This window comes from Ligilactobacillus sp. UO.C109, from assembly GCF_026847815.1.
In the GTDB taxonomy this organism is placed as follows: domain Bacteria; phylum Bacillota; class Bacilli; order Lactobacillales; family Lactobacillaceae; genus Ligilactobacillus; species Ligilactobacillus salivarius.
In genome coordinates this window covers 139,819-161,674 of record NZ_JAPSFH010000006.1, presented here as the reverse complement: position 1 = coordinate 161,674, position 21,856 = coordinate 139,819, and the positions used below count along the sequence as shown (strand labels likewise).

15 protein-coding genes and 1 riboswitch are annotated in these 21,856 nt (G+C 30.9%); of the genes, 10 read left to right on the top strand and 5 right to left on the bottom strand.

From position 1 onward, the window contains the following. Positions 1-92 precede the first annotated feature (92 nt). The 4 genes from OZJ21_RS02260 (at position 93) to OZJ21_RS02245 (ending at position 4,896) form a co-directional block, all read left to right on the top strand. Positions 93-1,268, top strand: a complete 1,176-nt coding sequence (locus tag OZJ21_RS02260; RefSeq protein WP_003701155.1) for a cation:proton antiporter — start codon at positions 93-95, stop codon at positions 1,266-1,268. Between the two features lie 370 nt (positions 1,269-1,638). Further along, positions 1,639-2,793 (top strand): D-alanyl-D-alanine carboxypeptidase family protein, encoded by a 1,155-nt coding sequence (locus tag OZJ21_RS02255; RefSeq protein WP_095761734.1) that lies wholly within the window; start codon positions 1,639-1,641, stop codon positions 2,791-2,793. 187 nt (positions 2,794-2,980) lie between these two features. Next, positions 2,981-3,586: an NADPH-dependent FMN reductase gene (locus tag OZJ21_RS02250; RefSeq protein WP_003709552.1), complete on the top strand. Its 606-nt coding sequence runs from the start codon at positions 2,981-2,983 to the stop codon at positions 3,584-3,586. Between the two features lie 17 nt (positions 3,587-3,603). After that, positions 3,604-4,896 (top strand): NADPH-dependent oxidoreductase, encoded by a 1,293-nt coding sequence (locus OZJ21_RS02245; RefSeq protein ID WP_034982810.1) that lies wholly within the window; start codon positions 3,604-3,606, stop codon positions 4,894-4,896. An 80-nt stretch (positions 4,897-4,976) separates the two neighbouring features. Here OZJ21_RS02245 and OZJ21_RS02240 read toward each other — a convergent pair whose 3' ends face one another. Further along, positions 4,977-5,537 (bottom strand): ECF transporter S component, encoded by a 561-nt coding sequence (locus tag OZJ21_RS02240; RefSeq protein ID WP_160996324.1) that lies wholly within the window; start codon positions 5,535-5,537, stop codon positions 4,977-4,979. Between the two features lie 3 nt (positions 5,538-5,540). Further along, positions 5,541-6,524, bottom strand: coding sequence for a nucleoside hydrolase (locus OZJ21_RS02235; protein ID WP_268857366.1), 984 nt, complete (start codon positions 6,522-6,524; stop codon positions 5,541-5,543). Between the two features lie 17 nt (positions 6,525-6,541). Continuing rightward, positions 6,542-6,586: riboswitch (PreQ1 riboswitch) on the bottom strand. 189 nt (positions 6,587-6,775) lie between these two features. Here OZJ21_RS02235 and OZJ21_RS02230 point away from each other — a divergent pair. From OZJ21_RS02230 to OZJ21_RS02210, 5 genes are all read left to right on the top strand, one after another. Beyond that, entirely contained in the window at positions 6,776-6,916 is a 141-nt protein-coding gene (locus tag OZJ21_RS02230) for a hypothetical protein (protein ID WP_003701828.1), read from the top strand. 387 nt (positions 6,917-7,303) lie between these two features. Next, a complete protein-coding gene (locus tag OZJ21_RS02225) occupies positions 7,304-8,779 on the top strand; it encodes a YfhO family protein (RefSeq protein ID WP_268857365.1) in 1,476 nt (491 codons plus the stop codon). A gap of 29 nt (positions 8,780-8,808) precedes the next feature. Then, on the top strand, positions 8,809-10,467 hold the full coding sequence (locus OZJ21_RS02220) for a hypothetical protein (protein ID WP_098183725.1): 1,659 nt from the start codon (positions 8,809-8,811) through the stop codon (positions 10,465-10,467). A 155-nt stretch (positions 10,468-10,622) separates the two neighbouring features. Then, a complete protein-coding gene (locus OZJ21_RS02215) occupies positions 10,623-12,377 on the top strand; it encodes a hypothetical protein (RefSeq protein WP_268857364.1) in 1,755 nt (584 codons plus the stop codon). A gap of 27 nt (positions 12,378-12,404) precedes the next feature. Next, on the top strand, positions 12,405-15,323 hold the full coding sequence (locus tag OZJ21_RS02210) for an LTA synthase family protein (protein WP_268857363.1): 2,919 nt from the start codon (positions 12,405-12,407) through the stop codon (positions 15,321-15,323). Between the two features lie 60 nt (positions 15,324-15,383). Here OZJ21_RS02210 and OZJ21_RS02205 read toward each other — a convergent pair whose 3' ends face one another. From OZJ21_RS02205 to OZJ21_RS02195, 3 genes are all read right to left on the bottom strand, one after another. Continuing rightward, a complete protein-coding gene (locus tag OZJ21_RS02205) occupies positions 15,384-17,750 on the bottom strand; it encodes a glucosaminidase domain-containing protein (protein ID WP_268857362.1) in 2,367 nt (788 codons plus the stop codon). A 125-nt stretch (positions 17,751-17,875) separates the two neighbouring features. Continuing rightward, positions 17,876-19,363 (bottom strand): threonine synthase, encoded by a 1,488-nt coding sequence (thrC, locus tag OZJ21_RS02200; protein ID WP_268857361.1) that lies wholly within the window; start codon positions 19,361-19,363, stop codon positions 17,876-17,878. A 69-nt stretch (positions 19,364-19,432) separates the two neighbouring features. Further along, positions 19,433-20,428: an FAD:protein FMN transferase gene (locus OZJ21_RS02195; protein ID WP_034982800.1), complete on the bottom strand. Its 996-nt coding sequence runs from the start codon at positions 20,426-20,428 to the stop codon at positions 19,433-19,435. A gap of 138 nt (positions 20,429-20,566) precedes the next feature. On the opposite strand from OZJ21_RS02195, the gene OZJ21_RS02190 reads away from it, so the two are divergent. Continuing rightward, positions 20,567-21,853, top strand: coding sequence for a homoserine dehydrogenase (locus tag OZJ21_RS02190; protein WP_095758893.1), 1,287 nt, complete (start codon positions 20,567-20,569; stop codon positions 21,851-21,853). The last annotated feature ends 3 nt before the right edge of the window (positions 21,854-21,856 follow it).

Here is a 21,856-nt window from a genome sequence, read left to right as displayed (position 1 = left end):
AATAGCCAGGGTATTTGACTTTTAAGACAAATATTTTTTTTGTAAAATATATATTGTAGAGTAATTTTTAGGTACTTTGAAAGGAAGATTATATGACCTATTTAGGAACACTTTGCTTGGTTTTGCTGACAACTGCTTTTGCTGGCAGTATTAGTCGCAGAGTCGGAATGCCTGCTGTAATTGGTCAGTTATTGGTAGGGATTATTCTGGGACCAGCGATGCTAGGTTGGGTGACAAGTAATAATTTTGTCCACATCTTTTCAGAAATTGGTGTGGTCATCTTAATGTTTATGGCGGGACTTGAAAGTGATCTAGATTTATTGAAGAAATATCTTAAACCTGCGACTTCAGTAGCCTTATTCGGTGTAATTGCACCAATTATTTTAGTTTATCTTTTGGGGCGAATATATAACTTTACTAATGAAGAAGCAATTTTTCTCGGCGTAACTTTCGCAGCAACTTCAGTCTCTATTTCAGTTGAAGTGTTAAAAGAGTTAAAGAAGTTAGATACAAAAGAAGGAACAACGATTTTAGGCGCTGCCGTAATTGATGATATATTGGCGGTTTTGATTTTAAGTGTCTTAGTAAGTATCTTCAGTGATGTTGCTCAAGCAGAAGGTGGACATACTCAATCTAATTTAGGCGTGGGTATCTTAATTCAAGTAATATACTTTATTGGTATTTACTTAGTCTTTAGATGGATTGCCCCACTTTTAATGAAGATCAGTGAAAAATTACCAATATCTTCCAGTGAAATTCTAATGTCATTAGTAATTTGCTTGGGAATGGCATTCTTTGCTGACTTGGTAGGTTTAAGTGCAGTGGTAGGTTCATTCTTTGCCGGAGTAGCAGTTGCACAAACTCCATATAAACAAGAGATAGATTCAAGTATTGAACCAATCGGCTATGCAGTGTTTATTCCAATGTTCTTTGTATCAATTGGATTGAACATGACCTTTAAAGGCTTATTGACTAATTGGTTATTTATTGTAATTTTGTTAGTATTGGCCTTACTAACAAAATGGGGTGGCTGTGGCTTAGGTGCTAAAATGCTAGGAATGAGTTGGCATTCTGGTGATATTATCGGAGCAGGAATGGTTTCTCGTGGGGAAATGGCATTGATTATTGCCCAAGTAGGATATGAAGCACACTTGTTATCTGATAAGTTCTATTCAAGTGTTATTATCGTAATCATCTTAACTACAATTATTGCACCATTTATGTTGAAATCAGCAATTATGCGCCAAGCAAAGGCAGAAGCTAAATAATATTAATAGAAGACGGATAAATTATTGGAAAAGATAATTTTTATCCGTCTTTTTATTCACTTATACACAGTATTGTGCATAACTTTGTGTATAAGTGCTAAATAATCAAATGCTAGAAGTAAAATAGAGGTACATATGTTCACTTTATTGGATAATAAAATGGTATTATCCACAAAAAGTGTGCATAACTTGGGGATAAGTTGTAGAATACTGCCATTTTTATCCACGTAGATGAAATGTTTGGATTTACAAACGTGGATAAGATTAATTTAATAAAGTGAAAACAGAAAACAATCTTAGTTTAACAATATAGAAATAAAGTTGCGTTATTATTGATAGATAACTTAATTAATGAGGAAGAGAATTATTTATGAAGAAGCAATTTAAGAATTGGCTAATTCTAGTTATGCTAGGAATTGCAATTATAACTGGTAGTGGAATTATGAGAGGAGTAGAGGCAGATAAGATTGATGCTAAGGCAGCCTACATGATAGATGCAGGTACTGGTCAGGTCTTGTATCAACAAAATGCTGATAGCAAATATCCGATTGCATCACTAACTAAAATTTTAACATTAGCGGTTATTATGAAAGATATCCACAACCAAAAATTAAGTTGGGATCAAAAAATTAAAGTGAACAAAGATGTAGCGGATATGGCTAATAACTGGCAATACTCAAATGTTCAGTTAAACGAGGGTGAAAGCTATACAGTTAAGTCACTAATAGAATCAATGATGATTGTATCGGCAGATGGTAGTACAGAAGCTTTAGCTTTGGCTGATGCTGGAAGTGTGCAAGATTTTAATAAAAAGATGAAAGAAGTAGCACATGAAGCAGGAGTTACTGATGCTGAGATTTATAATATGATTGGTTTGCCAAATTCAGATTTAGGTAATTTGAAGTTGAAGAATGTAGGCGATGATCAAGAAAATAAATTTTCAGCTAAAGACATAGCTTTGATTTCAAAGTACTTAGTAAATAATTATCCAGAAGTAATAGATATCACCAAACAAAAGAATGTTGATTTTAAAATAAGTGCCGATCAGACATACAATATGGAGAATATTAATTATATGTTGGAAGGAAGTTATGCAGCTCCTAAAAATGGGACAATAGATGGTCTTAAGACAGGATTTACAGATGAGGCTGGATATTGCTTTGTAGGAACAGGTACATTCAATGGACAACGTGTGATAACTGTTATTTTGAATGCTTCAGATTATAATAAACAATTTGCTGAAACGAATAAGATGATTGAGTCAGTTATGAATAATGATAAAGTAGTTAATACTAAGGATATAAAGAGTGTTAAGCAGGCTTTGAAAAAAGAAAATTTGAAAGTAAATGATACTAATATTTGGGTAGCCAAGAACGCTGATCCTAAACGAATAAAAGCAAAATTAACTCTATCTAATGGAAAAATAAAAGCAAAAAATACTAAGAATGAGAAAGTTGGCACAATTAAAATAAGTTCTTCTGGGGTATCTCCAGTGGAATTAAATGTCAATTTAGAAGCTAAATAAATTAATTATAAAAGTGTAAAATAAGTAGATGAATACTGGTTTTACGCTTTTTTATTTTGTCAGATATAAAAATATTTTATAGGTTTAAAAAATATTTTAATAAAACTGAAAGTGCTTGCAAAGAAACTGACTTTGTGTAAAAATAAACTTATAAAGATAATTAATTAGTTAAAGGAAGTTGAAACTTATGAACCACTATGTTGGAATTGCCGGCACTAATGATTTGAAGTCTACTAATCTTAAATTAATGCAATATATTAAGAATCATTTCAGCGAAAAAGCAGAAATTGAACTAGTTGATATTAGTGATCTACCAGTATTTTTTAAGAACAAAGATAGAGTTATCCCAGAAAAAGCAGCAGAAATTTCTATGAAGATCGAAGCAGCAGATGGCGTGATTATTGCTACACCTGAATATGATCATTCAGTACCTGCTGTTTTAATGAATGCATTAGAATGGCTATCCTATGCAAGACATCCCTTTGTAGGTAAACCAGTTATGATCGTTGGAGCTTCTTACGGTACTTTAGGTACTTCGAGAGCTCAAGCACATTTACGCAGAATTTTAGATTCACCAGAATTGAGTGCTAGAATTATGCCAAGTTCAGAATTCTTATTAGGTCATTCATTGCAAGCATTTGATGAAGATGGAAATTTAAATAACGAAGAAAAAGTTACATTATTAGAAGGTTTATTTGAAGACTTTGAAGTATTTTCAAATATTTCAAAACATCTAACTAATGCTAATGATGAACAAAGAAAAGAAGTAGAAAACTATTCATGGAAAGATTAGTTAAAGGAGTGTCATAGATGAAATTAGTAGGAATTATCGGTTCAATTGCCGATGAATCATATAATCGTAAATTAATGCTATACATAGCAAGCCATTTTAAAGAAACAATTGATATTGAAATTCTTGATATTAGAGATGTTCCAATGTTTAGAGCAGGGATGGAAATGGGACCAGCTGTAGAATATTTGAATAAGAAGATTTCTGCAGCAGATGGTGTAATTATTGCAACTCCTGAACATAATCATACAACTACGGCTGCTTTAAAGAGTGTGATTGAATGGTTATCTTCTAGTGTTCATCCATTCGCAGATAAACCAGTATTATTGGTAGGTGCTTCTTACTTTGAACAAGGTTCTGGTAGAGCACAATTAGATTTACGTCAAATTTTAGAATCTCCAGGGGTAAATGCTTTAGTAATGCCAAAGGATGAATTCTTATTAGGAAATGTCAAATCAGCTTTTGATGAAAATGGTAACTTAAAAGAAGCAAGAACTGTTAGCTTCTTAGAAAGTGTTATGGGCAACTTCTTGAAGTGGATCAAAGTCTTAAAAGCTATGAAGAAAAATAATGATGTAAAAGGTGACTGGGAATCAGAAGACTTAACTGCATCTCAAGAAATTGATACAACCGTTAAAGGTGTAGACATGAAGGCTGAAGACTGGGTAGAACAAGCTGCAGCTAAGACTAATGCAGTTGAAGGTGATACTTATGTCAAGTTAGATAGAGGTCTTTTGACAGTTAACCAACTTAACTGGTTCTTGAATACAATGCCAGTTGAATTGACATTTGCTGATGATAATAACCAATTTATCTATTATAATCGTATGGATGAAAATCCTAAAGATATGTTGGCACCTCGTCAACCTAAGCAAGTTGGAGATCCATTAGAATCAGTTCACCCAGAACGTGCTTTGAAGGGTGTAAAACATGTGGTTCATACACTCCGTACAGGTGAAACAGATCTTGTAAGTATGCCAGTACCATTTATCAATAAGGTTAATGAAAAGCATGTAATGCACTATTACAAGGCGATGCATGATGAAGATGGTCGCTACCGTGGAATTAATGAATGGGTAGTTGATATTTGGCCAGTAGTTGAATCTTATTTGAAGATGACAGGTCAAAAATTGGTAGCTGATGAAAATGCAAAAGTAGATGCAACATCAGGTGCTTCCGAGAAAAAAGAAGAACCAGTAGCTACTCCTGAAACAGACGCAACATCAGGCGCATCTGAATCAGAAACAAAGGTAGAAGAAGTAAAAGTTGCTGAACCAGAAGTAGATGCAACATCAGGTGCTTCTGAATCTTAATAGATATGAAAGTCGAGTTTGGATACTCGGCTTTTTTTGATAAAAAAACAAGATTAGTCTATGCCAATCTTGTTGAGAAATTAATATTTAGTTACTCCTAAAGACATACGACTCTTTAGGGCTTTGTAAACAAGTGAAACGACATAAATAGCAACTAAACGATCGAGATAGTCAGTTCCAACTTGAACAAGGAATACAGCTAATCCCTTGCTTAAACCTAATTTAGCCAGTATTTGTACGATAATAGCAGATCCAGAGCTAGTAATGCCATGAAATAGAAATAATGTTATAGCAGAACTTACTAGAGTAGCGGGTAAAGAAATAATAATGGCTAACCACCATAACTTTTTAAATGTATCTGCTGCATAGTGTGAATATACTAAGCCAGCGATAAAACCGATTATGAGTTGGACTGGTAAGTAATATAGTGAAAATAGGTCAGTTGTTAATCCAACAATGATTGAAGTTAAAGCACCTACAGTAACGCCACCAACTGGGCCGGCTAAAGAAGCAGCTAGAATGGTACCGATAGTGTCTAAGTAAATTGGAAGTTTCAAAAGTAAAGCAATGTTGCTTCCGACAATATTTAAGGCGATGCATAAAGCTAAGATAGTTATGATTTTAGTTGATAATTTTTTCATGAATTATTCCTCCGATATTAATTGTGGCAAAATTTTTTCCAGAAGTTTTGCATCAATTGAACAGGTACGTTGCAAGAAGATTTGCATAAAACGTAGGTTATCTACCTCTGTCAAAATGTGACTGTTTATAGGTTTATGCCAAAAATTCATTTCGTCAACAACACTTTGACCAATACTGATACCTTTAGTTTCAATTTCAGTATGGGAGTCAAAACCAGTACATAATTCTGGAAAAATAGTGTAAGCCACTGCTAAGGGGTCATTAATAACACAGCCGATAACTTTTTCATATTTCCAATGAAAATCAAAATAGAATCTTGTAATTTTTTGAATAAAATCAGCTTGTTCTGGATTAACTTGATGAATTAGTTCCAGAATGTTTGGTGTAAGCACAATTTTTCGTGTAACATCAAGTCCTATCATTTCGATTTTTACGGGAAGATGTTGATAAACATAATTAGCAGCATCAGGATCACACCAGTAATTGTATTCAGCAACAGGGGAACAATTACCAAAACTCTTGAAATTTCCACCCATTGAAATAAAACGAGTACAGTTATTCCAAACATCTGGCTGTGCTTGATGAGCTAGTGCAATATTGGTTAGTGGTCCTAACGCAATAATTGTTAGATTAGGATTATCGGCTAGAGTCTGATTAATAAACTCAATAGCGTTATCGTGAATAGGAACACCTGAGACTTCAGGAAGATAAGATTCACCTAAACCATCTTCTCCATGCGTATCCATGGCATCAACATAGTCACGTTTAAGTGGCGTTGCTGCACCTTGATAGACTGGAATATCAAGACGATCTAAGTGATTTAAGATTTTGAGGGCATTCTTAGCGCCCATATCGGAAGGAACGTTACCAGAAACGGTTGTGATTCCGACGACTTCTAGTTCGGGCGATGTTAAAGCAAGCATTAATGCTAGACTATCGTCAATTCCTGGATCACAGTCAATGATAACTTTTTGTCTGTCATTCATTTCTCCGACCTCCTTTGAGATTCTTGGTTTTTTATACTGGGAAGTTTACGAACCAGTCCAAGTCAAACTTGAATTTAATGAATGTACCTAATTAGTATAAGTCTGTTTGTGAGAAATTGGAAGAAAATATTTAAATGGAAAGAGTGTATGAATTGGAATTAATATGATATGAATTTTGGATAAGACCTTGAAATAATTTGTAATTTAAGATAAAATAAGCAAGTATATGAGTTGAAAAGGAGGGACTAAGAATGTCACAAAATACACATGTTGGCGTAGCAAATGATCGTCGTCCTGTAAACTCCAAGAACATTAAGAAGCGTCGTGCACAACACCAAGCTGTACTTAACTTCTTAAAGGAACGCGACGAAGCAGACAAGGAAAGCAAGTAATTGAGCTATTCCTTGGATATTGAATATCAGATAACTAAATATTGATATCTTCCACATGTTGATCTTCCAAGGAAAGCATGTGGATTTTTTTGTAAGTAATATATTATTTACTAGGAGAAAATTAATGAAAAAGTATATACAATATATAGGAATTATTGGATTATTTGCTATTATTTCTTACATATATGTTTGGAGTTTCATAAGAACTGGAATCATATACGTAAGTAGTGATAGAATATTTCTCTTGAACGTTTAGAAGAAGCATATAGAACATTAAGAAGTGGACATTTATTAAGTTATATATCTACATATAGTGCGACTAGAGTTGGAATTGCTACAGGTCAAGGATATCCATCGATTAATTTAATAATATATGGATTAATTAGGTTGATTTTAGTAAAGCCAGTTATTTCATATTATAGTTATATTATGGTTGAACAATTTCTCGGTTTGATAGTTGCTTTCTATGCGGGATGGATATTTTTTAAAGGTAGTAAGAAAATTGCATTAATATTTGCAGTAATTTTACGAACTAGTACATATGTTATGTATAATGATTTTGGTAGGGCTGATATTGGTGAGGCTTGGGCACTAATTTTTGTACCATTAGCATTAATTGGGTACTATTTGATAACTGCTAGAAGAGAATATATTAGAGGTGCTCTAATCTTATCTTTAGGTCTTTCATTAGAACTATATTCTCATATCTTATCTGCAGTAATGACGATTCTATTTTTAATAGGTGTGTATATTCTCCATCTATTAAGTGATAGAAGAAATGTAATTACTGAGATAAAGTCATTAATAATTGGTGCAATCCTATCTATATTAGAGAGTTTAATAATTTTAGTACCACTCATTGACTTATTAAGGGAACATATTGCAACTCCTGGCTCATCATTGTGGAGTATATACAACTATACTCCAGTAAAATTAATAAAACTTTCTTTATCTAACTCTATTGGGATAGATTCAGAAAATATAGGAATTATATTGCTAATATTAACATTTATAGGAATATTTTTTTTGAAGAAGATGTCCGTTAATATAAGAAGAATGTATATGATGTCATTATTTTTGTTAATATTAATAACAAGTATTTTTCCGTGGTCGTTATTACAAAATACTCCTTTAAGGATAATTCAATTTCCATGGAGATTGTTAGCAATAATAATAGTACTTCTATCTGTATGTGCAGTATTTACTTTAGATAGTATGAAAATGCTGAAAATATGGGGAGTATCGTTAGTAATTATGGTTTCTTTGATCTCAGTAATTGTTTCAGAACAAAGTTTTATATCTAATGAAAAAAGTATGTATCACATAGCAAAAAGTGATAAAGATATAGCAAATCCATGGGATAAATTAGTTAATTCTAGTAACTATAATAAGATGTTATCGATAAATCAAACTGCTGATACTAATAAATATTTTACATACAATGACTACAATAAGAAGAGTGCCAGAGAAAATGATGTAAGTATATTTAATCATGAAGTATCTATTGGAAATTATAGAAAGAGTATAAGTAATAAAGATATAGAATCAGGATATCAAGAAATAACCTATAAACTTCGAGAACTTCCATCTGATAGCGGGAGACTAACTTTGCCATTTGTTATTTATGATAAAAATAATTATAATGTCTATCTAAATAGTATAAAAGTTGAGCTTTATGTGAATAAATACTCACAATTACAAATATATAAAGGTAAGAATCTACAAAATATAGATGTAAAAGTTAAATATATTGTTCCTATGAAATATAGAGTAGTAAATATTGTATCTGCAATGATAGTTGGAATGAATATATTCTTTATATCTTATATAAGTTATAAAAACAAAAAACATGGTAATAGATAAATCATCAACATGGAGGAAAATAAAAGACAATGTTAGCGTATGGATTAATAATAATATTTATATTAAATATTATTTATGCAGTATATAATTTAAAAGAGAGGTTAAATGCTTGGAATATAGTATCTATAATTGGTATGGTTGCCTTTTCCATAGTACTGTTATTCAAATTAGAAACTGTGCCAACCATGTTTTTCGATGAAGCTAATGGCATGTATGACTCATGGGCTTTATCTAAATACGGAGTTGATAGTAATTTAAACAGTAATCCGATATATTTACAATCTTTTGCAGGACAAGGGCAATCGATTTTATATGCTAGGTTGGTAGGTACTTTTTTTAAAATACTAGGGTACAATGTATATGTTTATCGTTTACCGTTAGTATTAGTTTCGCTAACCTCTGTAATATTACTTTTTAATGTTCTAAATGCCTTTGATATAAAAAGTAAAAGTATTTTTCTTACTGTTATGGTTTTTTGTACTTCACCTTGGCTTATCATGATATCAAGATTTGGAATGGATTGTAATATATCACCTTTCATGGTTTTAATTGGTACATTGTTGCTATTATTAAGTACAAGATTCAAAATAGGAGGGGTATGCACTAGAATATTAGTTGGAATGTTAGGAACATTTATTCTGGGATTAACTGCATATTCTTATAATGTAGGATGGATGTATTTATTAATTTTTATTCCGGGTATTTTTGGAGTATTTTATTTATCAAAGAATATACCAGTAAAAGAATTATTACTTTATATTTTTATATTACTATTAGAACTTATACCCATAATGATATTTGCAATTCGTTCCAATATTGATGCGTTAAATAAAACTGTACATATTTTTATATGGACTTATCCTAAATTACTAAGTAGTAGAGCAAGTGAGTCAATGATAAGTTTTGATGGAGATGTCTTGCATAACATAGTAAAAAATGTGTTAGACGGCGGACATATGTTTTTAAATAATACAGACGGGTTACCTTGGAATAGTATCCCAGGCATAGGTGCATATTATCCGATAATGTTACCATTTTTAATGATAGGGATAATCATTTCTCTATATAGAAGAAACATAATAGATAAGTTGTTAATATTAGGGTGTATGAGTTCAATTCCTATTATGTTAGTTGTAACGCCTAATTATAATCATTGGATTTTTATTCATTTTGTAGTGTTAGGTTTTATAACTATTGGAATAAATGAGATTTTTATTAGTAAAAAAGTTCAATTAGCGATTGTTATGAGTTATGCAATTTTATTTTTAAATTTTAGTAGTATTTATTTTCAACAACGAAATATTGCTGTAGGACAATATGATGTTAATCTGATAAAAACTATAAAAAGATTAAAGACTAAAAATTATAAAAAGGTTTATTTTGATACAACTGATTTTCAATTTTTAATGATGATAAGAGATTTAATTCCAATATCTCCATATGAATATCAGGCAACTAAAGATAATCCTAATTCAAAAGAAATATTGACAGTAAATTCTAAGTTTGAAAATTATCAAATGATAGATAGTAATAATATGAATCAAAGTATTGAAAAAAATTCATTGATACTGATAGATGTAAAAAAGGATAATGGAAATCTTGCAAAAAATAAGAAGTTAAAAAAAGTTGGACAGGACAAAATTAGTAGTGAGACATATAATGTGTATAAAACTACCGATAAAAATTAATAAGATTGACTAGTATAGAGGAATGAGAAGTATGAGTAATTATTCAAAATTTGGGATTAAGGGTTGTTAAGTATTTAATTTAGATAGGAAGTTAATAATGTGAAAAGGGGATTTAATTTATATAGTAGCTAATACACATTTGGGAGGAATTGTAGATGTTAGATAGTAGATGGAAAAAAATAAAAATAAATATATCAATAGTACTTTTGTTTGGAATAGTTACCGCCTTAATGACTGTTACTTTTATAAAGTTAGGGACTATAGTTCTAAATTCTGATGGGAGTTTTCATTTTTCTAGGCTAGAAGAGTTATATGATAATTTTCGTAGTGGGAACATGACATTTATTGCTAGTCATACGTTTAATAATACTGGAGTAGGTACGTTTTTGTTTTATCCAAGTATTTTATTATATCCCTGGGTTATTTTAAGACTGGTATTTTCTCCGGTAACAGCATTTTATGTTTGGTATGGCCTAATGCTCTTTATAACAATGTGTATAGCTTATTATTCTATGTGGTTATTTGATAAGGATAGGATTAGGGCAGTTCTATTTGGAATACTGTATGCTGTTTTTCCATATCATGTCCATCTTGGAGTTGTTCATACAGTAGTAGGAGAGTTTTTAGCATATACATTTATACCATTGTTTTTCGTGGGTTTATATTATTGTTTAACAAATATAGAAAAGTGGTATTTGTTAGGTATAGGTTGGGTTTTAATATTATATAGTCATATTATCAGTGCATATATAACAATACTTTGTGCAGTGATTATTAGCGCTATATATATGTTTATTGATCCAAGTTCTATAAAAAAGGTAGTAATTAACTTAAGTAAAAATATAGTTCTAGTTATTCTGCTATCCTCCTTTATATTAGTTCCATTTATTACAGATTTTATAAATGCAGGAATTAATTCACCTAATTCTAGTGCATTTGGCTTTTTAGATACATTACAGAATATTTTTGGAATATCTTTGACGAATACTGCTGATTCTAATAAATCTATAGGAATACTAGCATTATTTACAACTATGACTGGTTGGTATTTTGTGAGAGGAAATGAAGCAAAAGAAAAGGTTGTATATGGATTAGGAGTTTTCTTTTTATTATGTACCTCAACAGTTGTGCCATGGCAATTATTTAATAACACTGTAGTTGGTAAAATTTTAGGAGTTATCCAATTTCCATATAGATTAAATACATATGTCGGTTTTTTCTTAATGGTAACATTCTCTTTAATTGTATCTAAATTTATACATAGTATTGCTAATAAAAAAACCAAGATGTTAGTAGGCACAGGAATAATAGTATTTTTTATAATAAGTTACTATGGATCATTAACAGGTTTACTTGTAAAAGTACATACTTTGCAGGGAAATCTTTTGAGAAACAATGTAGAAACAGCAAAGGTTATTCCTAATGATGCGATAATAAGAAATTCGAACTATAATAACATATTTGATTATTCGATTTTATATGGGGAAACAGATTATTATCCTAAAATGGCTTTTGATAATCTTGAAGATAGGAATGTATCAGTAGAAATAAATCCGAAGATAAATAGTATTTTATTGCATAAAGTAATTATGGGTAATAAAGGGAAAATAGAAACTCCTAAAGCAACAGCTAATCGTATAGAGTATAGTGTCAAAGTTAATAAAAAGGAGAAGATAGATGTTCCAGTTCTTGCATATAAAAGAACTAAGGTTATGTTAAACGGAAGAAATATTAATTATACTGTTAGTCCACGTGGAACTGTTATGGTTGATGGAAACAAGGGAAATAATAAAATTTCTGTGACATATCAACCAAGTAAGTTACTATATGTAGGAATAATCGTTGCTACCATAACATGGCTGGGTTTATTTGTAGGATTAATTTTTAGTGGAAGAAAAAGTGTAAACTAATTAGATAGTGATGGTTATCTGTAAGAGGTGAAAAATTTGATAAAGAAATTATGTAATGCATTAATAGTATGTGTAGCTATAGTAATAGTTACATTTTCTTTATTAATAACACAAGCAAATCCAGCTTTTTTGCAAAACAATCTACTATCGAAAAGATTATTTGCATATGGCTTATTAAATAATTTTTCTAATGTAATTGTTGGTGTGTTACTAATTTTAATTGGTTATCAAATAAAAGGAAATATAAAACTTATAAAAAAGTATATATATATTTATGTAGTAAACTTATTGATATTTATAGGGCTATTTTTGTGGACTAGAAGTTTCACTACTCAAAATTTGTACGATGCAGTTCTTCCAATTACTAGAAATACTTATCCGGTTGTACTTGGTGCTATATCTGCGCTATTGATAAAAGATAAATTAAAGAATTGGTTTAAGAAGTATAAATTCTCAGTTATTTTAGGTGGATATGCTATAGCTTTTACATTACCAAGTCTCTTCAATAAAGATATTTTTGGATTAGGTAATGGAAATAATATAATTACAGCTTTTTCGTTAGTAGCATTAGGAATAGCCTGTTCAAATGTAGGAATAGATAAATTGCATATAGATAAAAAAGCTATTACTTTAATGAGTATGGGCGTAATAGTAAATGTAGTTTTGGCACTTTCTATGCCTTATATTTCTTTAAAAGCACATAGTGATTTTTCAACAGCATACAGGTTTAATGTGCTAACCTCAATATCTGTTGTAGCAATGTCTATAGTCATATTTATAGTTGGACAGAGACTAAAGATTAATATAAAGATACCAGAATATACAGGATTATTAGCATTATTAATATATTCAAATAACTTTATTATTGAAAAAATAGTTAATAATAATGCGAGTTTGAAAATTTTGCTTTTTAAGAGTTGTATAGTTACCATAATTATTGTTTTTTTAGGACGGTTACTAGCAAAAATAGATAAAAGAGAACATATATTAGAGAGAAAATTATCATTGAATGATGAAAAGACAATTATTCCATGGATAAGTGAGACAATTGTGAAAATGATTAACTATGTTAAAAATCACAAGCATAATCTAATGAATATTGTCATTTTGTATACTTTAGCATATTGTTCTTTTATTTTTATGTCTCCACATTTTATTTCTCCACATATGGATGGTGATTCATATACAAGTATCTTTTTCTTTGTTTTTTTTATTAAGCAAAATATGCTACTGCTAAACTTTATCTTATATTATCTGATATATAGGTTTTTTTATGGAATTACAAATAAATTTTGGTTAAGTTCTATTATTACCTATATAGTTGTAGCAATAGCGATAGTAGCAGATGCCATTAAGATATACTATCGTTCTGAACCAATATTGCCTACTGAAGTGACAATGGTGTCTGCCTATGGTGATATTTTAGAGATGATTCCCCAAATTATTTTGTGGATAGCAATAGTAGGAATCATTATTTTAACTGGAATTATTATTTTTTGTGAAATCAAATTTCCACAAGAAAGATTAAATTGGAAGTCAAGGTTATTAGGAATTTTACTAGCTATTGTTATTTTTGGTAGTAGTACACGAATTAATCATAGAAATTCAATAGTAAGTGCGTGGTTAAGTTCATATGGAAACAACTCAATATTTTGGAACCAAGAATGGGGAGTACAAAATAATGGTGCATTACAACAATTTTTAAATAATATTGATACTAATATTATGAAAGACAATGCAAATTATTCTAGAAAAAAAGTTGATAAAATAGCTGAAAAATATAGAAGGCAAGCAGAAAATATCAATAAAGGTAGGACTAATAACTTATCTACACAAACCATTGTATTCAATCTAAGTGAAAGTTTAGCAAATCCTAATAGATTGAAAGAAGTAGAATTATCGCAGAATCCATTATTATACATAGATAGTGTTAAGAAAAATACAACTTCTGGATTAATGATAAGTTCAGGTCTGGGTGGTGGAACTGCGAATATGGAATATATGACGTTAACTGGTCTTCCAGTAAGTAACTTTTCACCAACAATTGCGACTCCTTATACACAAGTAGTACCAAATTCTAACCAAATTTTAACAATTAATAACTATTTTAAAAAGTCTACAGCTATCCATCCTTACAGGGGTAGTTTTTACAGTAGAGAGGTGGTTTATAAAAAATTTGGTTTTCAAAAGTTCATGTATTTGGGAAGTAAATATAAGATAAAGCATAAGATGAAAATAGGAACTAACCCATATTTATCAGATGAAACGGCATATCAAAATACATTAGATGTAATCAATAATTATAAGAATGGACAATTTATTAATTTAGTTACTATGCAGAACCATCTTCCTTATGCAGATTACTATGATAATTCTGGAGATTACCAAGTAAGTGGTAATATGGATGAGGGTGAGAAAAATGCTATTAGTAATTATAGTGCAGGACTCTCATATACTGATAAAGCTGTACAAAAATTTATCAAGCAAATAGATAAAATCAATAAACCAATTACTCTAGTATTTTATGGAGATCATCTCCCAGGAATCTATAGCAATATAAACGGAAATAGTTTGGAAGCACGAGAAACAGATTATTTCATTTACTCTAATAAATATGCTAGACAGCATGGTGCGAAGAATCTAAAACACGTTAAATATGTTTCACCGATTGACTTTATTGCATTAACTGCTGAACAAACAAATTCTAAAGTATCGCCATATTATGCTTTGTTGACAGAAATTCAAAAGGAATTACCAACAATAAAAGTATATGCATATAATGATGGTAAAAATCCGGTTTTCGTTGATAAAAAAGGAAAAACTATTAAGTATAAACAATTAACTAGGAAACAAAAAAGGTTATATAATGATTTAAAATTAGTGCAGTATGATTTAACTGCAGGAAATCAATACTTATATAAAACTAAATTTTTTAAAATCGAGTAATTACAAAAAAGAAGTGAAGTAATATGGATTTTATTTTTTCCATATTCTTCACTTCTTTTTTTATTTCAATGAACCATCATGCTTATCGAAGTAGTAACGTTTACCATCAATTAATTGAGTACCGTATAACATTTGACCACGAGAATTATAATAAACAGTCTTGTTTTGATCTTTAATGTATTGCCAACCAGTCTTCATCGCACCAGTTACATTGTCAAATAAATACCAGTGTCCATTAATATAAGCTTGGCCATGCTTCATAATACCTGTTGTTGGATCATAGTAAACAGTTTTATTTCGATCTTTAATATATTGCCAGCCGGTTAATACAGAACTATCTTTATCGAGTAGGTACCAGTTACCATCAAATGAATATTGACCAGCTTTATTTATTAAACGACCTGCTATATCAAATTGATATTGTTTATTAGCAATAGTTTGTGTTCCTGTAACAGCTTGGCCGTTATGATTGAAATAATATAATTTCTTGGTATTTGGGACGTATAACCAACCAGTCTTCATCGCACCAGTTGTTTTATCGAAGTAATAATTATGGTTGTTTATTTTTTGTAAACCAAATACCATTTGACCATTATTATTATAATAAACAGTTTTATTCTGATCTTTAATGCTTTGGAATCCATATTTTACTGCGCCAGTAACAGAATCAAAGAGGTACCATTTATTATTGATATTTTGTTGTCCAAATACCATTTGACCACGAGAGTTGTAATAAACAGTTTTATCTTGACCGTATGAAGAGAGATTTTGGAATCCAGTCTTCATATTACCGTTATTCTTATCAAATAAGTACCAGCTATCGCCAATATGAGCTTGACCAAAGGTAAGTTGACCTTTGGAATTGTAGTATTGGATACCTTTAGTTTCGTCATTGTAATAGAAAGTATTAGCTCTCATTGCACCGGTTACTTTATCAAAGTAATAGACTTTACCATTGATAAGATGAGTACCAAATAACATTTTTCCTTGATTATTGTAATAAACAGTTTTATTTTGACCAGGTATCCATTTGAATTGGGAAAATAACTGATGACCATCATTATCATCAAAGTAGTACCAGCTTCCCTTAATATTATATTGACCATGAACCATCTTACCATTGTTGTCGTAGAAGACAGTTCTATTGCCCTTAGCAAGTTTTTGCCAGCCATATTTCATCGCACCAGTTACGCTATCGAATAAATACCATTGTCCATTGATATTTTGTTCGCCGTATTGCATACGACCTTGAGAGTCATAATAAACATTCTTCTTTTGGCTAGCAATATATTTTAATCCCTTCTGCATTGCACCAGTAACATCGTCAAAGTAATACCAATGTCCGTTAATATTTTGTTGACCAAATACCATTTGACCTTGAGAGTTATAATATGCAACTCTATTACCGGTAGAAAGATGTTGTAATCCGGTTTGTTTTTGATTATTTTTATACAAATACCAGTGACCATCTATATATTTTTCTTGAGCGGCATTTTGATTGTAATCAAACTTGTAGAAACCGTATGAATTAATTAAGTTAATTAATTTATTAGCATAACCTGGATCAGTTGCATATGATCCCCATTTACCATTACGAAGATTGTTAGCAGCTTGTTGATATGTAGAAGAATTTACTTTAGTAGATAAATAAAAGTTACTCTTAATAAGTTGTGCATATCCAACTAGAGAATCATAGTAGCTGTCATATTTTTGGAAACGAGCATTTACAGTATGATATGCTCCACCATAATATTCCAATGTAGGCATAACTACATAATTCCCAGTTCCTCTATATTTAACGCCGAAGAGATTATGAGCGTTTCTAGAAAGGGAACTTTGTCCCCAAGCACTTTCCAATCCAGCTTGAGCCATCATTACAGAAGCATAAACACCATATTCATTAGCAACTTTCACAGCAGCACTACCAACTTGGTTAACAAAATTGTTAACACTAGCGGGTGCATTTGTCAGATTTGTATTATATGAAATATTTTCATTAGTATCAGTTGTTCCTTGAACATTTGTAGCATTAGTAGCAGCAGCTTGACTATTAGATGAAACATCATGTTTGATTTCACCACTGTAGCTATAATCAGTGTTGCTAGTATTATTGCTTTGAATTACCAAAGTATTACTTTGAGAATTATTAGTAGTATTTTGTGTATTATTTTCTGTTGTATTAGTAGTATTACTATTGTTTTGAACAGATGTAGCTTTAACAGAATTATTAGTTGTTGTTTGAGTATTATTAGTTACTTGATTATTAGTATTTGTATTATTATTTTGAGTAGTTTCAGTTGTATCAGCTTTTACATTATTAGAATTAACAGCAGTCCCAGCCCCTAAGGAAAGTAATGCAATTCCTGAGGCTATGTAGGCTTGCTTTACTAACGAATTATCAGAAATTGTCTTCTTTTTTTCGGTCATGATTTGCTCTCCTTATTTTTTATTCTAGTTTTCATTATAAACTATTGAAAATATATTTTGAACAAAAAAAGGATACAATGCAAGATGTATCCTTAAAGTTTAATTTTTGTAAAGTATTGGTAATATTAAATCAGCAATTCTTTAACATATTTTTCCATCTCATCAGGTTCAATAACAGTATCATGTAACTGTTTAGCATCAAATAAATTAGCGACTGTTTTAGGTAGAGGCAGTTTAATTAAATCAACTAATTTTTGTACATCATCTAAATCACCAGTCGCATCATCTACTCCTAAAGCAGCTAGAACTGTTTGTGGAAATTTATACGGACTTGCCGTAGATACTGTAACTGTTAGACAAGAATCAGCAGTTGCATCTTTATATTTTCGAGTAACAAAGGAAGCAACAGCTGTATGAGGGTCAATAGCATAATTACTCTCAGTGAAAACTTGTTTAATTTCATTTTTAGTATCAGTTTGACTTGCCGAACCAGCGTAGAAATATGTTTGGAGAAATTTAAGTGTATCTGAGTCAACAGTATATTTACCTTCTTTTTCAAGTTGGTTCATCCATTCAGCTACTAAAGCTGCATTTCCATTTGTAGCGTAGAATAATAAACGTTCCAAGTTACTAGATACAAGAATATCCATTGAAGGAGAGTTTGTAACTTTGAAATCACGTTTCTTATTATATGTACCAGTTTTGAAAAATTCAGTTAAGACATTATTTTCATTTGATGCACATAGTAGCTTGTTAATCGGTAAGCCAAGCTTTTTAGCGAAGAAGCCAGCTAAAATATCACCAAAGTTACCAGTCGGAACGCTGTAATTAATCTTGTCACCTAATTTAATTTTATTATCAGCTAATAATCGTCCATAAGCATAGAAGTAATAAACAATTTGTGGTAATAATCTACCAATATTAATAGAGTTAGCTGATGAAAATTGATAGCCACTTTTTAGTAATTTATCAGTTAAAGTTAAATTATTAAAAATCTGCTTAACATTTGTTTGAGCATTATCGAAATTACCAGTAATACCAACCACATAGACATTTTTACCAGTTTGTGTAAGCATTTGTTTTTCTTGAATAGGGCTAACACCGTATTTAGGATAGAAGACAATAATTTGTGTATTTTCTACATCTGCGAATCCAGCCATGGCAGCTTTACCTGTATCGCCTGAAGTAGCAGTTAAGATGACATTTTTCAGATTAGAGTTATTTTTCTTAGCTGATGTTATTAATAAGTAGGGCAATAATTGTAGCGCAACATCTTTAAAAGCAATTGTAGGGCCATGAAATAGTTCAAGGTAAATATTGCCAGCATGATAGGAAACTGGAGTAATCTCTTTGCTAGTAAAATTACTGCCATAAGCAGAGTTGATGCATGAACGCAATTCATCTTCAGTAAAGTCACTGAAAAAAGGTTGGAGAATTTTATAAGCTAATTCTTGATAGGATAGCGATGGTAATTGTGATAAATCTAGATCTAATTTAGGAAAATCAACCGGAACAAACAAACCATCATCTGGACTAATTCCTTGAAGAACAGCTTGAGACGAAGAAATACTATTAGCTGAAGCGTCGCGTGTACTACGATACAAAGTTGCCATAAAAAAGCCTCCTTAATGAAATTTTGTTAAGTTTATTTTAACAAAAACATTAGGGAGGCTCAATTAAATTTAATGTTGAATAACTTCGAATTCATCGGAGAGTAAATGGAAATCATTAGGAGTAAACTTACTTAAATATATCTTATTATCAGTGGTTACAAATACAGCTCCTAATAAGTTTGGATTATCTTTGCCCCAATCTTTAACTGGTTCGCCGGCAAAGAAGAGATTGGTAGTTTCAATTTCTCCATCAATGGAGTATTTAGAGAATACTGTAACACTTGCTAGATTATTTTGTTTAGGATAACCAGTCTTAGAGTCTAAAATATGATGATAACTTTTACCATCAACTTCTAAATGACGTTCATAAATTCCACTAGTTACAATAGAACATTCAGATGTCACAACTATTCCAATTGCACTACCACGAGCATCATGTGGATTTTGTACACCAATTCGCCAGAGTGCATCATCATGTTTAGGCTGAGGACCGACCAATAATAGATTTCCACCTAAGTCGATAATACCTGAACTAATGTCAAAGGCATGCCAAAAATCTTTAATTCTATCAGCAATATATCCCTTAGCAATTCCACCTAAATCTAGTTCCATTCCATCATCTTGTAGGAATACCGTCATTTCATTATCATCTAGAATAATTTTTTGAGGATCAATCAGATTTAAAGTTGACTTAATATCTTTATCTTCAGGTACATTAGCATTATCAAAGCCAATTCCCCAAAGTTTAACAAGTGGCCCAATTAAAGAGTTGAAGCCAAGATATTCCTGACTAACTTGAACAGAACGTTTAATAAGCTTATAAGTCGCCTCGCTTACTCTGACAGGATATTTGCCAGCAGCATGATTAATGGACATGACTTCAGATTCGTCACGGTTAACAGTTAGGATATCTTCGTAATATTTTATTAAGTCAAATGTTTTATCTAAGATAACAGGATTTTCGCAACCAAAGATAGTTAGATTAATTCTAGTTCCCAGTGCAAAATAAGTTTTTTGAAGTGGAGTTTGTTTAAATGTTGTATTTTTATTTTCCAAATGAATCATCTTTTCTAAAAATATTATTGATGATACTAATTATAACGAAAAAATATCAAAAAATATATTAAATATGAAAACAGTATCTTTCAATAATAATTAAAATTTGATAAGATTATTATAATAATTAGTAGGGAGGTTCTCTTTATGGAAACTATCAATATCGGTATTTTAGGTTTAGGTACAGTAGGTAGTGGTGTTGTTAGGATTTTACAAAGTCACGCAGATAAAATCTCAAGCATTACTGGTAGAAAGTTAAAGGTAAAAACGGTAGTTGTACGTGATATGACTAAGAAAAGGACAGTTGATTTAGATGGGGTAACCTTGACTGATGATTTTGAAATGTTGATCAATGACGATTCGATTCAAATGGTAGTGGAAGTAATGGGAACAGTAGAAAAAGCACGCGAATATATTAAGCGTCTTTTAGAAGCTGGTAAGCATGTGGTTACAGCAAATAAAGATTTGATTGCGACATATGGTCCAGAACTTACAAAACTAGCCAAGGAAAAGAAATGTGATCTTTTCTACGAAGCAAGTGTAGCTGGTGGTATTCCAATCTTACGAACAATCGTCAATTCATTTGCGGCTGACCAAATTGTATCAGTTAAGGGAATTGTTAATGGAACGACGAACTATATTTTGACACAGATGAATCAAAATAATGTTGCTTATGAGGAAGCATTAAAAGATGCACAAAAATTAGGTTTTGCAGAAGCTGATCCAACTAACGATGTCGAGGGAATCGATGCTGCATATAAGATGATAATTCTGACACAATTTGCTTTTGGAAAAGATATAACTTTAGATGATGTAAAGATTGAAGGAATTTCCAAAATTCAATTATCAGACATTAAAGAAGCTAAACGTTTAGGATACAATATTAAGCTCTTAGGGGTAGCAGAAAAGGTTAATGACCACATTACTGTATCAGTTGGACCTGTATTGGTACCTCAAACACATCCATTAGCAACTGTTATTAATGAAAATAACGCTGTTTTTGTTACAGGTGTTGCAGTAGGTGAAACAATGTTTTATGGTCCAGGTGCAGGTGAACTTCCAACTGCCAACAGTGTGTTAAGTGACATTATTAGTGTAACTAAAAATATTGTAATGGGAATTACAGGTAACAGTTTTAATGATTATTCACATGAGATTAAGCTAGCAACTCCAGACGAAGTGAAGAATCCATATTATATCTCATTAATTGTTCCAGACAAGACAGGGGAAATGTTGAAATTAACAGAACTGTTTACTAATGTAGAAGCTAGTTTCAAGTTAATTACACAAACAGAAGCTAATGAAGGTTTTGCTAAAATCTCAATTGTTACTCACGCAATGACAGAAGCTCAGTTATTAAAGATTGAAGAAGGTCTTAAGCAAGAAAAAGACGTAGAACTTCTAGCAGCATATAAAGTTTTAGAAAAGGGGTAGTAA

Coding starts and splice junctions, on each gene's coding strand:
- OZJ21_RS02235 (WP_268857366.1), bottom strand. CDS start 6,524: ATGAATGACAGACAAAAAGTTATCATTGACTGTGATCCAGGAATTGAC.
- thrC (WP_268857361.1), bottom strand. CDS start 19,363: ATGGCAACTTTGTATCGTAGTACACGCGACGCTTCAGCTAATAGTATT.
- OZJ21_RS02230 (WP_003701828.1), top strand. CDS start 6,776: ATGTCACAAAATACACATGTTGGCGTAGCAAATGATCGTCGTCCTGTA.
- OZJ21_RS02255 (WP_095761734.1), top strand. CDS start 1,639: ATGAAGAAGCAATTTAAGAATTGGCTAATTCTAGTTATGCTAGGAATT.
- OZJ21_RS02195 (WP_034982800.1), bottom strand. CDS start 20,428: ATGATTCATTTGGAAAATAAAAATACAACATTTAAACAAACTCCACTT.
- OZJ21_RS02250 (WP_003709552.1), top strand. CDS start 2,981: ATGAACCACTATGTTGGAATTGCCGGCACTAATGATTTGAAGTCTACT.
- OZJ21_RS02205 (WP_268857362.1), bottom strand. CDS start 17,750: ATGACCGAAAAAAAGAAGACAATTTCTGATAATTCGTTAGTAAAGCAA.
- OZJ21_RS02220 (WP_098183725.1), top strand. CDS start 8,809: ATGTTAGCGTATGGATTAATAATAATATTTATATTAAATATTATTTAT.
- OZJ21_RS02260 (WP_003701155.1), top strand. CDS start 93: ATGACCTATTTAGGAACACTTTGCTTGGTTTTGCTGACAACTGCTTTT.
- OZJ21_RS02215 (WP_268857364.1), top strand. CDS start 10,623: ATGTTAGATAGTAGATGGAAAAAAATAAAAATAAATATATCAATAGTA.
- OZJ21_RS02190 (WP_095758893.1), top strand. CDS start 20,567: ATGGAAACTATCAATATCGGTATTTTAGGTTTAGGTACAGTAGGTAGT.
- OZJ21_RS02240 (WP_160996324.1), bottom strand. CDS start 5,537: ATGAAAAAATTATCAACTAAAATCATAACTATCTTAGCTTTATGCATC.
- OZJ21_RS02245 (WP_034982810.1), top strand. CDS start 3,604: ATGAAATTAGTAGGAATTATCGGTTCAATTGCCGATGAATCATATAAT.